16 protein-coding genes and 1 tRNA gene are annotated in these 14,323 nt (G+C 65.1%); 11 read left to right on the top strand and 6 right to left on the bottom strand.

Annotation, left to right across the window (positions count from 1 at the left end; translation table 11 throughout):
- Nucleotides 1-9 precede the first annotated feature (9 nt).
- Entirely contained in the window at nt 10-939 is a 930-nt protein-coding gene (locus XH91_RS04965; RefSeq protein WP_128949542.1) for a LysR family transcriptional regulator, read from the top strand.
- Nucleotides 940-968: 29 nt separating this feature from the next.
- Here XH91_RS04965 and XH91_RS04960 read toward each other — a convergent pair whose 3' ends face one another.
- Complete coding sequence (locus tag XH91_RS04960) at nt 969-1,499, bottom strand: carboxymuconolactone decarboxylase family protein (protein ID WP_128949541.1); 531 nt, start codon at nt 1,497-1,499, stop codon at nt 969-971.
- A 54-nt stretch (nt 1,500-1,553) separates the two neighbouring features.
- Nucleotides 1,554-1,952 (bottom strand): DUF1330 domain-containing protein, encoded by a 399-nt coding sequence (locus XH91_RS38695; protein ID WP_164934284.1) that lies wholly within the window; start codon nt 1,950-1,952, stop codon nt 1,554-1,556.
- A 100-nt stretch (nt 1,953-2,052) separates the two neighbouring features.
- Here XH91_RS38695 and XH91_RS04950 point away from each other — a divergent pair, with 100 nt between their 5' ends.
- Entirely contained in the window at nt 2,053-3,024 is a 972-nt protein-coding gene (locus XH91_RS04950) for a LysR family transcriptional regulator (protein WP_128949539.1), read from the top strand.
- A 30-nt stretch (nt 3,025-3,054) separates the two neighbouring features.
- The gene (locus XH91_RS04945) at nt 3,055-4,077 is read left to right on the top strand and encodes an LLM class flavin-dependent oxidoreductase (RefSeq protein WP_128949538.1); all 1,023 of its coding nucleotides are present in this window, start codon (nt 3,055-3,057) and stop codon (nt 4,075-4,077) included.
- An 87-nt stretch (nt 4,078-4,164) separates the two neighbouring features.
- Here the strand turns inward: XH91_RS04945 and XH91_RS38690 are convergent, their stop codons facing one another.
- Both XH91_RS38690 and XH91_RS04940 read right to left on the bottom strand, forming a co-directional pair.
- A complete protein-coding gene (locus XH91_RS38690; protein WP_164934285.1) occupies nt 4,165-4,335 on the bottom strand; it encodes a hypothetical protein in 171 nt (56 codons plus the stop codon).
- Between the two features lie 171 nt (nt 4,336-4,506).
- The gene (locus XH91_RS04940; RefSeq protein ID WP_128949537.1) at nt 4,507-5,103 is read right to left on the bottom strand and encodes a TetR/AcrR family transcriptional regulator; all 597 of its coding nucleotides are present in this window, start codon (nt 5,101-5,103) and stop codon (nt 4,507-4,509) included.
- Nucleotides 5,104-5,202: 99 nt separating this feature from the next.
- On the opposite strand from XH91_RS04940, the gene XH91_RS04935 reads away from it, so the two are divergent.
- The 6 genes from XH91_RS04935 to XH91_RS04910 all read left to right on the top strand — a co-directional run bounded on the left by XH91_RS04935 (nt 5,203) and on the right by XH91_RS04910 (nt 11,487).
- Nucleotides 5,203-6,513, top strand: a complete 1,311-nt coding sequence (locus tag XH91_RS04935) for an MFS transporter (protein ID WP_128949536.1) — start codon at nt 5,203-5,205, stop codon at nt 6,511-6,513.
- Between the two features lie 77 nt (nt 6,514-6,590).
- Complete coding sequence (locus XH91_RS04930) at nt 6,591-6,914, top strand: type II toxin-antitoxin system RelE/ParE family toxin (RefSeq protein WP_128949535.1); 324 nt, start codon at nt 6,591-6,593, stop codon at nt 6,912-6,914.
- 65 nt (nt 6,915-6,979) lie between these two features.
- Entirely contained in the window at nt 6,980-7,261 is a 282-nt protein-coding gene (locus tag XH91_RS04925) for a helix-turn-helix domain-containing protein (protein WP_128949534.1), read from the top strand.
- Nucleotides 7,262-7,441: 180 nt separating this feature from the next.
- Nucleotides 7,442-8,539, top strand: a complete 1,098-nt coding sequence (locus XH91_RS04920; RefSeq protein WP_128949533.1) for a glycoside hydrolase family 3 N-terminal domain-containing protein — start codon at nt 7,442-7,444, stop codon at nt 8,537-8,539.
- A 206-nt stretch (nt 8,540-8,745) separates the two neighbouring features.
- Nucleotides 8,746-10,413 carry a tetratricopeptide repeat protein gene (locus tag XH91_RS04915; protein WP_128949532.1) on the top strand — a complete coding sequence of 556 codons (1,668 nt, stop codon included), beginning with the start codon at nt 8,746-8,748 and terminating at the stop codon, nt 10,411-10,413.
- A 138-nt stretch (nt 10,414-10,551) separates the two neighbouring features.
- Nucleotides 10,552-11,487, top strand: coding sequence for a sensor domain-containing diguanylate cyclase (locus XH91_RS04910; RefSeq protein WP_128949531.1), 936 nt, complete (start codon nt 10,552-10,554; stop codon nt 11,485-11,487).
- A 12-nt stretch (nt 11,488-11,499) separates the two neighbouring features.
- On the opposite strand, the gene XH91_RS04905 is transcribed toward XH91_RS04910, so the two are convergent.
- Both XH91_RS04905 and XH91_RS04900 read right to left on the bottom strand, forming a co-directional pair.
- Nucleotides 11,500-11,576, bottom strand: a tRNA-Arg gene (locus XH91_RS04905).
- A gap of 277 nt (nt 11,577-11,853) precedes the next feature.
- A complete protein-coding gene (locus XH91_RS04900; RefSeq protein ID WP_245477277.1) occupies nt 11,854-13,380 on the bottom strand; it encodes a sensor histidine kinase in 1,527 nt (508 codons plus the stop codon).
- 361 nt (nt 13,381-13,741) lie between these two features.
- Between XH91_RS04900 and rpmH the strand changes: the two genes are divergently transcribed.
- Both rpmH and rnpA read left to right on the top strand, forming a co-directional pair.
- The gene (gene rpmH, locus XH91_RS04895; protein ID WP_008542748.1) at nt 13,742-13,876 is read left to right on the top strand and encodes a 50S ribosomal protein L34; all 135 of its coding nucleotides are present in this window, start codon (nt 13,742-13,744) and stop codon (nt 13,874-13,876) included.
- 29 nt (nt 13,877-13,905) lie between these two features.
- A complete protein-coding gene (rnpA, locus tag XH91_RS04890) occupies nt 13,906-14,310 on the top strand; it encodes a ribonuclease P protein component (RefSeq protein WP_128949530.1) in 405 nt (134 codons plus the stop codon).
- The last annotated feature ends 13 nt before the right edge of the window (nt 14,311-14,323 follow it).

Genomic DNA, 14,323 nt, shown 5'->3' with positions numbered 1-14,323 from the left:
GAATGAATTATGGACCGGATCGATTGCCTGCGCGCTTTCGTGCGCACCCTCGAGGGCGGCAGCTTCTCGGCGGCCGCCAAGGAGCTCGGCATCGGCCAGCCCGCGATCAGCAAGCGCATCGCGATGTTGGAGAGCGAGTTCGGCACGCAGCTGTTCTCACGGACGACCCGTACGCTGAAGCCGACCGCGGAGGCGCACCGCATCTACGATCTCGCGCGGCAGATCCTCGACAGCTTCGACATGGCGCGGTCGAGTGTCGAGCACGCGGCGCCGCGCCCCACCGGCACGCTGCGCATCGGCGTGCCCTCCTCGTTCGGGCGGCGCTACATGATGCCCGTCGTCGCCGAATATGTGCGGAACTATCCGGAGGTGCGGGTCGACATCCGCTTCAGCGAGCGGCTGGTGAACCTGGTGGAAGAGGGCATCGAGCTGGCGCTGCGGATCGGAAACCTGGAGGCGAGCACATTGATCGCGCGCAGGCTCGGCACCGTGCAGCGTTATCTGGTCGCGACGCCGACCTATCTGCACGGCCGGCCGCTGCCGCGAACGCCCGACGATCTCGCCTCGCACCAGTGCATCGTCTATTCCAGGATGTCGCCGGCGCAGCAATGGGCCTTCGAATCCGAGCACGGCCGCCACGTCGCAGGGATCAACGGCCCCATTCACGTCGACGATGCCGATGCGATGCAGGCGGCGGCGATGCAGCATCTCGGCATCGCCATTTTGCCCGAGTGGAATGCCGCGGAGGGTCTTCGCAGCGGCGAGCTCGAGCATGTGCTGCCCGATTACAGCATCGCCGCGCTGCCATTGCACGCGGTCTATCCGGAAACGCAGTGGATGTCGCTGCGCGCACGGACGTTTCTGGATCTCCTGGTCGAGCGCGCCGGACAATTCGTGCTACCGTCGCCGCATACCCAAACCGCTGGCGGCGGCGGTTGACGCCGGGCATACGAGCACAGCTGCGAGCCTCAGTTCGCTGCGAAATGGTCCGGAATCGATTGCGCAAGATTGTTCACGAAGTTTGCGAACATGTTCGCCGACACCACCGCAACGACCTCGATGATTGCAGCCTCATCGAAGCCCGCGGCGCGCATGCTCGCCAGCTCGGCATCGTCGACGTGACCGCGCGACTGGACCAGGGCGCGCGTGAACCGTAGCGCGGCGGCCGCCCCGGGATCGTCCGATGTCGCGGCTGCCGCGGCGTCCAGTTCGCACTCGGGAATCCCCGCGCGCTGTCCGAAATGCCGATGATTGGCCGCGCAACAATGGCACTCGTTCGCCGCCGCGACCGCAATGGCAATCCGTTCGCGCAACGCCAGCGGCAGAGACGCTTGCGTCAGCGACTGGCGCAGCGCGAGAAAGCCGCGCAAAGCCGCGGGAGAATGCGACAGGAGCCGCATCATGATCGGCTCCGACCCGAGCTCCAGCTTGACTTGCGCGAGCAGCTGCCGGCTCTCGCCGGCGAGCTGCGTTGGTTCAGGTGGTGCGAAGCGTTGCATGTTCGATCTCAATGACGTCGCAAGAAAGCCAGGGCACACCGCGCGCTCTGCCGCTCAACCGGTCGGCGGCTTGCAGGCGCCGCACCCCTCGACGATGAACGAGCGGAAGCTCGACGCCTTGTCGCGGATCGCCACGAGTTGCTTCTGCTCGGGCGCATCGCGCCAGGCTTGCGCCCGTTCGAGGCTGTCGAAGACGTAGATCGTGACGCGCTTCGGCAACTCTCCTGCGACCACGGCGGTCTTGCCGCCGCGGGAGAGAAAGCGGCCGCCGAATTTGTCGATCAGGGCGCCTTCCTGCGTCGCGTAGGAGGCGAAGCCGGCCGGATCGCTCACACTGATTTCGTTGATCACATAGGCGGGCGCGTTGCCCTCGGCGTGAAGTCCGTGGACCGCGGCAGCGCCCAATCCCGCCAGCGCGGCGAGGCTCGATGTCAGTGTCCTGGTGAGGGTCATGGGGTCTCCTGGTGAATGGTGGCCGTGGACGCCGCGACCATGACGTGGAGAAGCTATAAGCAGAATGGCCAAATCACGAATATGGATATAAGCTAGGCTAATGGCAAAGAAGCTGGCCGACTGGGATGCGCGGATTGGACGCCGGATACGGCTGCGAGATCTGCACGTGCTGTCGTCCGTGGTGAAATTCGGCAGCATGGCCAAGGCCGCCACGCAGCTTGGCCTCACACAGCCGGCGATCTCGCAAGCCATTGCCGATCTCGAAGCCGCGCTCGGCGTGCGCTTGCTCGATCGCGGGCCGCGCGGCGTTTCGCCGACCGCATTCGGCGAAGCAATGCTTCTGCGCGGCACCGAAGCGTTCGATGCCTTGCGCCAGGGCGTGCGCGACATCGAGTTCATGTCCGATCCCGGCACCGGCGAGATCTGGGTCGGCGCATCGGAATCCTTCATCTCCGGCGGCCTGCTTGCGGCCGTCACCGCCGAGCTCGCGATTCGCTATCCCAAGCTCGTCGTACATGTGATCGACGCCAATACGGCCGCGATGGAGTTTCGCGAACTGCATGATCGCAAAGTCGATCTGATGCTCGGGCGCATCGGCGGGCCGATCGAGGACGATGACCTTGCGGTCGAGACGCTGTACGAAGAGGCAATCGTGGCGGGCGCCGGCACGAACCATCCTCTGGCCGGCCGGCGCAAGCTCGCGCTTGCGGATCTCGTCGCCGAATCCTGGATCCTGGCGCCGCCGAGTACGGCGGTGCGCGAGCTCGTCCACACCGCTTTCACCGCGCAGGGCCTGCCTCCGCCGTCCCGGACCGTGACGACCTATTCGATGCAGCTGCGCATGCAATTGCTGGCGACCGGGCGCTATCTCTCGTCGGTCCCGGAATCGCTGGTACGCTACAATGCGAAGCGATGGTCGCTGGTCGCGCTACCGGTGGTGCTCGGAAGGCCGCTGCCGGTCGTTCTCGTCACGCTGAAGGCGCGAACGCTCAGCCCGGCCGTCGAGGTTTTCATCACCCAGATGCGCGCGCTGGCGCGGCGCATGCGCGGGCGTCCCGGCGCAGCCGGTTGACGCAGCCCCAGCCAGCATTAAATGAGGCCCATGAAAAAGATCGGATTTCTGTCCTTCGGACACTGGACACCCTCGTCGCAATCGCAGACGCGCTCGGCCGGCGATACGCTGCTGCAATCGATCGAGCTTGCGGTCGCGGCCGAACAGCTTGGCCTCGACGGCGCCTATTATCGCGTCCACCATTTCGCGCGGCAGCTGGCGTCGCCCTTTCCGCTGCTCGCAGCCGTCGGCGCGAAAACGAAGAAGATCGAGATCGGCACGGCCGTGATCGACATGCGCTACGAGAACCCGCTCTACATGGTGGAGGACGCAGGCAGCGCCGATCTGATCGCGGGCGGGCGGCTTCAGCTCGGCATCAGCCGCGGCTCGCCCGAGCAGGTGATCGATGGCTGGCGTTATTTTGGGTACCGCCCGGCCGAGGGCCAGAGCGATGCCGACATGGGTCGGCGCCACGCGGAAGTCTTCCTCGACCTGTTGCGCGGCCAGGGGTTCGCCGAGCCCAATCCGCAGCCGATGTTTCCGAACCCGCCGGGGCTGTTGCGCCTCGAGCCGCATTCAGCGGGCTTGCGCGATCGCATCTGGTGGGGCGCCGGCTCGAACGCCACAGCGGTGTGGGCCGCAAAGCTCGGCATGAACCTGCAGAGCTCGACGCTGAAGAACGACGAGACCGGCGAAGCCTTTCACGTGCAGCAGGCCGCCCAGATCCGCGCCTATCGCGCCGCGTGGAAAGAGGCGGGCCACACCAGAGAGCCCCGCGTCTCGGTCAGCCGCAGCATCTTCGCGCTGATGGACGATCGCGACCGCGCTTATTTCGGCCGCGAGCGCGGCGGCGAGGACCAGATCGGCTTCATCGACCCGCAGACGCGGGCGATCTTCGGCCGCTCCTATGCCGCGGAGCCGGAGATGCTGATCGAGCAGCTCCGGCAGGATGAGGCGATCGCCGAGGCGGACACCCTGCTGCTGACGATTCCCAACCAGCTTGGGGTGGACTATTGCGCACATGCGATCGAGGCGATCCTGAAGCATGTGGCGCCGGCGCTGGGGTGGCGGTAATCCACCACATCACTCGGGACAAGGGCTCCGCGATCGCGTGACCGCCGGCCAACGACGATCCCGGCAAACGTCTTCATGTCGGCCTCTTCAGTTGGGCCTCGCCAGCTGCAACTCCAACAAGGCGATCCGCTGCAAATTCCCCATGTCGCGTTCGCCGGCGCCTGCGGTGCGGAGGATGGATTCGGCGAGCGCATTGACATGCGAGGAATGCACGGGCTCCGGCAGCGTCGCGACCGCGGCGTCCAGGGCGATGGTCATGAGATCGATCACCTCCGGGGAAAATGCTGCGTTGGCAAAGTTCTTCGTCTCGCGGGCCGGCCGCCTGTGCGCGCCGCCGGTCTAACGTCGGGAAAAACTGGAAGTTCCTGCGGCCGTGGCCCTGTTCGAGAATCTGAGTGCCCGAATTTCACGTGAGCTCGTGAAGCCCTCTCACCCCGCCTTCACGCTCGCATCGATCAGCAGCTTCGCCGCCGCGAGCGCCGACTGCGCGGGCCCGTCTTCGGATTGCTGGCCGGTGACGTAGATGCCTTCGATCAGGAGCAGCAGCGCATCGCCGAGCACGTTCGGCTGCCGCGCGCCCATTTGCGCGGCGAGCTCGCGCAGGCGCTTGCGGAATACTTTCTTGTGCGCTTCGGCGACTTGCCGCGCCGGATTGTCGCGCGCGGGATACTCCACCGCGGCATTGCTGAGGCCGCAGCCGCGATAACCCTTGGCCACCGCGCGCGGCGCAAGCTGGCCGATATAGGCGAGCACATGGTCGCGCGCATTGCCGTAGGTCTTGCCGCCGGGACGCTCGAAGTTTTCCCAGAAGTTCAGATCGTAGTCGCGCAAATACGCGGCGGCGAGTTCGTCCTTGGAGGCGAAGCTGCGGTAGAGGCTCGGTTTTGTCACGCCGGCGCGGTCCACCACCTCGTCGACGCCGACGGCGCGGATGCCCTCGCGATAAAACAGCTCGCTGGCGGAGGCGCGGATGCGGTCGGCGGCGCGGAGCGGGGCGTCAGCGGCTTTTTCGGCTTTCTTCGTCATCAGGCTCCGATGCCTCCAGGACAGGCTTGCCAACAGGCTTGACAATGTTACTGACCGGTACGTACTAATATTGCATCCCAATACGTACCGGTAAGTAACATGCCCCCATCCCCCGTTCAACCTGCCTCCGCTCGATCCTCCGCCGTTTCCCGGCGGCCGTTCGGCCCAAACTACGCCTTCGTCGTCGTTGCCGTGATCTTCCTGGCGCTGCTGGCCTCGGCCGGCCTGCGCGCGACGCCGGGCGTGCTGATGCTGCCGCTGCAGAAAGCCTTCGGCTGGGACGTCAGCGTGATCTCGTCCTCGGCCGCGGTCGGCATTTTCCTTTACGGCCTCGCCGGTCCCTTCGCCGCGGCGGTCATGCAGCGCTTCGGCATCCGCCGCACCGTGCTGGGCGCGCTCATGCTGATGTCGGTCTCGACGGCCATCAGCTATTTCATGACCGCGCCGTGGCAATTGTTCATGAGCTGGGGGCTGCTCTCCGGCATCGGCTCGGGCGCCGTCGCCAACGTGCTCGGCGCCACCATCGTCAATCGCTGGTTCACCACCAATCGCGGCCTCGTCATGGGACTTCTGACGGCGAGCACCGCCACCGGCACGCTGATCTTCATGCCCGGCCTCGCATCGCTTGTCGAATGGGGCGGCTGGAAGCCCGTGGTGCTGACGGTCGCCGCCTGCTGCGCGGCGCTGATCCCGCTGGTGTATTTCCTGGTGCCGGAGCGGCCGGCTGCGATCGGCCTGCGCTCCTATGGCAGCACGCATGACGATCAGCCCGCGGCGCCCGCGATCGGCAATCCGTTCGTCGCGGCGATCGGCAACCTCGTGCGCGCAGCGAAAACGCAGACCTTCTGGTTCCTGTTCGCGACCTTCTTCATCTGCGGCTTCACCACCAACGGCCTGGTCGGCACGCATCTGATCGCGTTCTGCGGCGACCACGGCATCTTCGAGGTGCAGGCCGCAAGCCTGTTGGCGCTGATGGGCTTCTTCGACCTGTTCGGCACCACGCTGTCGGGCTGGCTCACCGACCGCTTCGATCCGCGCAAGCTGTTGTTCTTCTATTACGGCCTGCGCGGGCTGTCGCTGATCTACCTGCCCTACTCGGACTTCTCCTTGGTCAGCCTGTCGGTGTTCGCCGTGTTCTACGGCCTCGACTGGATCGCGACCGTGCCGCCGACGGTCCGCATCGCCAACGAGGCCTTCGGCGACAAGAACGCGCCGCTGATCTTCGGCTGGGTCGTCGCCGGCCATCAGCTCGGCGCGGCCTGCGCCGCGTTCTTCGCCGGCTTCATGCGCTCGTCGCAGGGCGATTATCTGCAAGCCTTCATGATCGCCGGCGCAACCGGCATCGTCGCCGCCGTGCTGTCGCTGCTGATCGGCCGGCGGCCGAAGCAGCCGCAGCTGGCTGCGGCGTGACCGGCGCGGATGCGCCGGCCGCACCACACGAGTCTCGTATCTTGCCTATATCTCAAAAATGAGATATATACCGAATTGTGCACTGGCGAGTTGAAATCCTCAACGAAACCGTTGTCGCGGAGATAGCTGCCCTGCCGGCCGACATGCAGGCGCGCTTTCTGCGGCTTGCGGAGCGCATTGCCTCGACCGGCCTGGAAGGCTTGGGCGAACCGCACGTCAAGCACCTTGAAGGGAAGCTTTGGGAGCTACGACTGACAGGGCGCGACGGAATTGCCCGTGCCCTCTACGTCACCGCGATCGGTCGGAGAGTTGTCGTCGTGCGCGCGTTTGTGAAGAAGACGCAAAGGACCCCACGCGCGGAGATCGAACTCGCCCTACGGAGAGCAAATGAGATCACGTGACGATGGAGTTCGAATAACCACTGACCTTGTCCTGCGCAATCGTGCGCAATTGAAAAGAGAGTCACATGACAATTCCATTCGACAAGCTCAAGGCTCGTCTCCTGGCCAACCCGAAGGTCAAGGCCGAGTATGACGCACTCGCCCCGGAATTCGAGATCGCTGCCGAATTGCTGAAGGCGCGCTTGCGGGCCGGATTCTCGCAGTCCGAGTTGGCTGCGCGAATGGGTACCAGCCAGTCCACGATTGCCCGGCTTGAAAGCGGACAAACGCTGCCGAGCACAAAGACTCTTTTGCGCTATGCCGAGGCGACCGGCAGCAGGTTCCGGGTGCGGCTCTCGGCGGCCTGATGCCGTTACCATGGCTACGGGCGCCGCTGAGGCGTCAGCGATTTGAATATTGATTCCGTTGAGGAACTTTGAAATATTGCCACGATGCGGGCCGCGCGCTGGCTCGCTCCGGAGCTTAAGAATTCGCGTTGCGTCCAGCTCCATCTCAATCAACCCTGACAATCAGTGGCGGCCCGGCGGATGAGCGATTCCCTTCTTGCAACGGTCGGCGACCATTTCTTCATTGGCTTGAGGCCGACCAGCGTTCTCGACGATCGCGACCGTGCGCTGCTGCGGGATCTCCGGCCCGCCGGCGTCATCCTCTACAAGAGCAATTTCCGCCACGACCTGCCTTATCGGGACTGGCTGTCGGTTCACCGCGACCTGATCGCCGCGATCCGCGATGCCTCGCAGCGCGACAAGCAGTTCATTGCCATCGATCACGAGGGCGGCCGCGTGTGCCGCACGCCGCCGCCGATCACACGCTTCGCCTATGCGGCGCGATGGGCTTCGACGGCCGAGCAGGTCGGCGACGCCATGGGCGCCGAGCTCGCCTCGCTCGGCTGTAACCTCAATTTCGCGCCGGTGCTGGACATTCACTCCAACCCCGCCAACCCTGTCATCGGCGAGCGCGCCTTCGGCCGCACGGCCGATGATGTCATCAAATCGATGCTACCCTTCGCCAGGGCGATGGAGCGCCAGGGCGTGCGGGCCTGCGGCAAGCACTTCCCGGGTCATGGCGACACGCAGGTCGATTCGCATCACGAATTGCCGGTGCTCGATCTCGACCTCGAGCAGATCAAGGCGCGCGAGCTCAAGCCGTTTGCCGCGGCGATCGCCGGCGGCATCGGGATGATGATGACGTCGCACATCCTGTACAGGAAGCTCGACCCGAACGATCCCGTGACGCTGTCACGCCCGATCACGCAAGGATTGTTGCGCGAGGCGATGAAGTTCGACGGCGTGATCGTGTCCGACGATGTCGGCATGCGCGCGATGGCGGGCCGGTTAGATGCGCCCGACGCCGTCGCGCGCTTCATGGCTGCCGGCAACGACATGCTGATGATCTGCTCGCATTTGACCGACACCGAACGCGCCCGCTTCCTCGCCCAGTCGATCATCAACGGCGTCGATGCCGGCAAGCTCGATCCGGCGATGCTGAAGGCTTCAAGCCAGCGCGTCCACGCGATGCTCGATGGCACCGCGCAAAACGCCGTCACGGAGCTGTCAGGCGAGGAGCTCGCCCGCCATCGTGGCGCCGGCACCCAATTCGAGGCGGCGACCGTCGAGGTCGTGTAGCGCCGGAACGTCACAACCGTCCGCATGCCAACCGTTCATCAACGCCACGCCGTTGATCGCGATGTCGACACGTTGCCGACGATAGCACATAGATCCTGCCGGTAGCAGGAGCGGCCGCAAGCCCCACGCAATCCTTCGCTGCTGAGGTCGAATCGTCGGCTGCCGCCACGCTGGCGGCCATTCGCCATTAACGGGACCGAGCAGCAATGAGCACAGCGGCCGCCTTCTGCGAAGCGGGCCTTGCGCATCTCAGAGACGGACGGCATCTCGATGCGCGTGCCTGCACCGAGCAGGCCCTCACGATCGATGCTGAGCACACCGACGCCCAGCATCTCATGGGACTGCTGCATCTCGAGTTCAGGCAATACAACGACGCGCTGGAGTGGATCGTCCGCGCCATCCGGCGTGCACCCAAGCCGGAATATCTCGCGAGCTTCGCAACCGTGCTGCAGCAGCATGGACGCTGCGACGAGGCACTGAACGTGCTCGACAAGGCGATCCAGCTTCGGCGCGATGATGCCGGCTTGTGGCACCAAAGCGGGATTCTGCTCCACAGGCTCGGGCGCAACGAGGAGGCACTTGCGCGCCTTGATGAGAGCGAGAGGCTATCCCCCGACCATGCCCCGACACTGCGGATGCGCGCCTGGGTTCTCTATGGCCTGAAGCGGTACGAGGAGGCCGCCACCGAAGGCGCGCGGGCGCACCGGCTCGATCCCGGCAATGCCGACATCTGCAACCATCTCGGTCTTGCGCTCAGGCGTCTGCGCCGGAACGAAGAGGCGCTGGCCTGGTTCGAAAAGGCCATCGCGCTTCAGCCGCGCTTTGCCGATGCCTTCGACAACAAGCTTGTCGCGCTGTTTCACCTTCATCGTTTCGACGAGCTGTTCGCGCTATCCGATCGCATGATGTCGCTCGGGCTGAGCAACGAAGTGACCGCGTGGAACGTGTCGCTGGCCCATCTTCTGACCGGCAATTTCGAAGCCGGCTGGCTCGGGCACCAGACCCGGTCGCAGCTGCCGTCGTCAAAATATCCGCGGTTTCCGCAACCGATGTGGCTTGGTGGCGAGAGCGTCGACGGCAGGACCATCCTGATCGCCGCGGACGAGGGATTGGGCGACACCATTCACTTCGCCCGCTACGTCCCCCTGCTTGCCGCGCGCGGTGCGCGTGTTCTCCTGGCCGTCCAGGACCCGCTGCATCGGCTGATGTCTGATCTCGCGGGCGCATCTCGCTGCGTGCCGATGTCGGCGATGGGCGCACTGCCTGATTTCGATCTGCATTGCCCGATCTCCAGCCTTCCGCTCGCGTTCAAGACCCGTCTCGACACCATCCCGTCGGGACCCTATCTGCCATCTCCTCCAGCGGGCCGCATTCAGGCCTGGGACAGCAGGCTCGGTCCTCACACCAGGCTCCGGGTCGGCCTGGTCTGGTCCGGCGATCCCTCGCATGTGAACGACGAGACGCGCTCGATTCCGCTGCGAACGCTGTCCCGCATCCTCGACGTCGATGCCAGCTTCATCAGCCTGCAAAAGGCACCGCGCCCGCACGATGCGGCGGTGCTGCGTGAGAGACGCGACATCATCGACCTGACCGCCGATCTCACCGACTTCACTGAAACCGCCGCCTTGATCAGCTGCCTCGATCTCGTGATCACCGTCGACACCAGCGTCGCCCATCTTGCCGGCGCGCTCGGCCGTCCGACCTGGATCCTGCTGCCATGGACGCCCGACTACCGCTGGCTGCTCGATCGCAGGGACAGCCCTTGGTATCCGAGCGTGCGGCTGTTCCGCCAGACCGAGACGCGTGATTATGAAAGCGTGCTTGATCGCGTCCGGGACGAATTGCGGGCACAGGCCGCCACATTCCGAGCTTGAGGCCGGCCCGGCGGCGAACGCTCGTGGTTCCCTGCGCCTGCTCGCATGGACGTACAGAATTCGTTAACGCAGCAGCCCTAGCCTTTAAGCACTCTTTTAAGCTCTTGGGCAAAATCGCGACATGCTGCCGGATCGTCGATGACAGAAGACCATGCGACCTTGCCGGACGGGGTTCGCGTACGACTCTATGATCAGGCCCTGAATGCCGCACGCATCGGCGCGTGGGAATGCGTCCTCGAAACCGAGCGCCTGAGCTGGACCCAAGGCGTCTACGACATCTTCGGCTATCCCGAGCGCAACCCGCTGCGGCGCGCTGATATCGTCGACCTCTATATCGACGAATCCAGGCGCCACATGGAGCTCGCGCGCGCCGAGGTGATCCGGAGCGGCTTGCCTGTCACGCTCGATGCCGAGATCAGGACCTGGCGCGGCGAGAAGCGCTGGATGCGCCTCTCGATCAACGCGGTGCGGGAGGGCGAACGGCCGGTGCGGATCTTCGGCTGCAAGCAGGACGTCACCTCCGACCGCCAGGCGATCGAGAGCCTGCGGCAGCAAGCCGAAACCGATCCGCTGACCGGGCTCGCCAATCGTTCGGTTTTCCAGGCCCGCTATCGCGAGGTGGTCAACGACAACCTGAATCACGGATACGCCTCGGCGCTGGTGCTGATCGACCTCGACGGCTTCAAGCTGCTCAACGATAAATTCGGCCATCTGGCCGGAGACGCGTGCCTGTGCGAGGTCGCGCAGCGTTTGCGGCGGGCCTTCCACAATGCCGGCCTGGTCGGCCGGCTCGGCGGCGACGAATTCGCGATCATCCTGCGCGCCCCTGTCGACCCTGCGCGGATCGCACGCGTGCTGCAGAAGACCGTCATGATGCTGAGCCGCCCGCTGTTCTGGAACGGTCTTCGCCTCGAAGTCGGCGCCTCGATCGGAGCCGCCCTGATCGGCCGCCCGCACCGCCGGCCGATCGCCGAACTGTTCGCGGAAGCCGACATCGCGCTCTATGACGCCAAGGCCGCCGGCCGCAACCGGGTCCATCTGATCGGGGACGAGAAGCGGGGCCTGGCGGCGTAGCGCAGGTCGAAATGGCGCGCCCGGAACGATTCGAACGTCCGACCCTCAGATTCGTAGTCTGATGCTCTATCCAGCTGAGCTACGGGCGCGTTTTTCGCAAGGAGTGCGGACCTAAGCCCGCAGGCAGCCTCCGGACAGCGCCGAAGGGGTGCGAAAGAGCGCTCTGACTAACCGCTCTTGCCGGCGTTGGCAAGGTCTGCGTCGGCGGTATTTTGGGGCATTTGCGTATCTCAGGTCGTCATTCCGGGGCGCGACGAAGTCGCGAGCCCGGAATCCATTCCTCCATCGACTCCGCCGCCCTATGGATTCCGGGCCTGGCCCTTCGGGCCATCCCGGAATGACAGAAGAACTTGGTCGCTGGCCGACTTACGCCCGCTGCCGTTCGTTGCGGATGGAGAGGAGTTCCACGGGGCGGTCGGGGATGACGATCCGGAAGGTGGCGCCGATGGTGCCTTCGACCAGATGGATGTCGCCGCCATGGGCCCGGACCAGTTCGGCCGCGATGGCGAGACCCAGCCCGCTGCCGCCGGGACGGCCGGAGGTCTGGAACGCCTCGAACAGGTGCTCCCGGGTCTTCTGGGGCACGCCGGGGCCGGTGTCGGATACCTCCAGAATGGCGACCGCGCCCTCGCGTTTGCCGGTGATCCGGATCTGCTGCGGGCCGCCGTCGCCGGAGGCATGGCTCTCCAAGGCTTGCGCGGCGTTGCGCACGAGATTGAGCAGCACACGGAACAACTGGTCGGGATCGGCGTCGACCGAAAGGCCGCGCTCGATCGCGGCGACCCAGGCGATCGAAACGTCGTTGGCGAGACCCGCGGTCTCCCGCACCTCCAGCACGACAGGCTCGATCAGCATCATCCGGCGATCGGGCGCGGCCTCCTGGGCACGGCCGTAGGACAGCGTCGACTGGCAGAAGGCGATGGCACGCTCGAGCGAACGCACGAGCTTCGGTGCGAAACGCTGCACCCGCGGATCCGGCACGCTGGCGAGCTGATCCGACAAGAGCTGCGCCGAGGCCAGCAGATTGCGAAGGTCGTGATTGATCTTGGAGACGGCGAGGCCGAGCGCCGCAAGCCGGCTCTTCTGATGCAGCATCGACATCAGGTCGCGCTGCATGTCGGACAATTCGCGCTCGGCGACGCCGATCTCGTCGCTGCGCTGGCTCGGCACGATGATCCGCGCCGAGCTTTCGGGATTCTCGTGGAAGCCGACCAGGCTCGCGGTCAGCCGCCGCATCGGCCGCACGAAGAGATAATGCAGGGCGAGATAGACCAGACCCGCGGTCAGGATACCGATGATCAGCGCGACCACCACGACGTTGCGGGAGAAGCGGTACATCGACTGCCGCAAGGGCTGCTCGTCGGTGACGATCTCGACGAACTGGGCGTTGCCGACACTGGGACCGACGATGCGGATCGGCTGGTTGCCGGTCTCCAGCATCATCTGGAACGAGCCGGTGATCGCCTCCCACACCGTCATGTCGCGCATATCGACGTCATGCTCGATCGCGGACGGCAGATTGTCGCTGGCAAGCAGGCGGCGCTGCTGGCCCATCTTGATCGCGACCGCGCGCGCATTGATGCTTTTGAGGATCTCCCGCGACAGCGAATCCGGCACCATGCCGAGCGGCGCCGCGTCGAGCACCAGCGCCGCGGTATTGGCGGCGGCAACACGGTCGTTGAGGCGGTTGACCCAGAAGTTGGCGATCGCGGGGACATAAAGCAGCACGGCCGCGATCATCACCAGGGGGACGGTCAGCAGCAGAAGCTTGCCGGATAGTCCAAGCCCGCCCGGGCCACGGGACCGCGTCACCGGCTGATCCGGCTGGTCCTCTGGCCGATCCAGATCTTGGTCCAGATCCGGCGTCGGCTGCTGAAGGTCCGTCGCTGCCACGAAATTCGCCCCTGCTGGCCTTCTGAAAGCTTCGCTTGAATGGAAGATGCGACCCGCCCCTGGGGTGGTCAAATTACAGATCGCTAATCTGCCGAGGTGGGATGTAGGCACTGATATCGCCATTCGCCACCTCAAGGGTTAAAAACCCCAAGGAAACAGCGATATTCACCGGAACTGTGCGATCCTGCGGCGTTGACGAAAACAAGACGCTCCCTTATAAGCCGCGCAAATTGTCCGCGATGACCCGGTGCGATACCGGGAGCGGCTCTTCTGGGGCCGGAAACGGCCCGTTTTGAGCCGCATCTTCCGGACTTTATCATCAATTCTACAGGCAAATTGCCCGGTCAGCGGAGAAAAACCCGTGAAGCGGACTTATCAACCCAGCAAACTGGTGCGCAAGCGCCGTCACGGTTTCCGTGCTCGTCTCGCCACTGCCGGCGGCCGCAAGGTTCTCGCCGCCCGCCGCGCCCGCGGCCGCAAGCGTCTGAGCGCCTGAGCCGGACCCCCTTTTTCCGGGATTTCATTATGGATCGGCTGAGGCAGCGAGCGGATTTCCTCGCCGTTGCCAATGGCGCGCGGGTGAACAGTCCCGCGTTCGTCCTGCAAAGCCGTCTTCGCGACGACCTCGGTCCTGTCAGGATTGGCTTCACCGTTACCAAAAAGAACGGCAACGCCCCCGAACGCAATCGCATCCGGCGCCGGCTTCGCGAATTGGTGAAGCGGCTCGATCCGGTATCGATGCAACCCCATCATGATTACGTGCTGGTCGGCCGCAGGGACGCGCTCTCGCGCGACTTCACGACCATGCTCGACGATCTGCGCATAGCGTTCACGAAGCCCGCGCGGCATACGGCCAAGGGACAGGTCGGGGGACGCGGGCCAAAGCCGAATCCAAGGCCTGGCCCCGCCGCCAGCCGCAAACCGGATTGATGACGAGACCCCA

Origin of the sequence: Bradyrhizobium guangzhouense (assembly GCF_004114955.1) — a bacterium.
GTDB classification, from domain to species: Bacteria; Pseudomonadota; Alphaproteobacteria; order Rhizobiales; family Xanthobacteraceae; genus Bradyrhizobium; species Bradyrhizobium guangzhouense.
The sequence above is the reverse complement of the archived record's forward strand: the minus strand, read 5'-3'. Positions and strand labels throughout refer to the sequence as shown.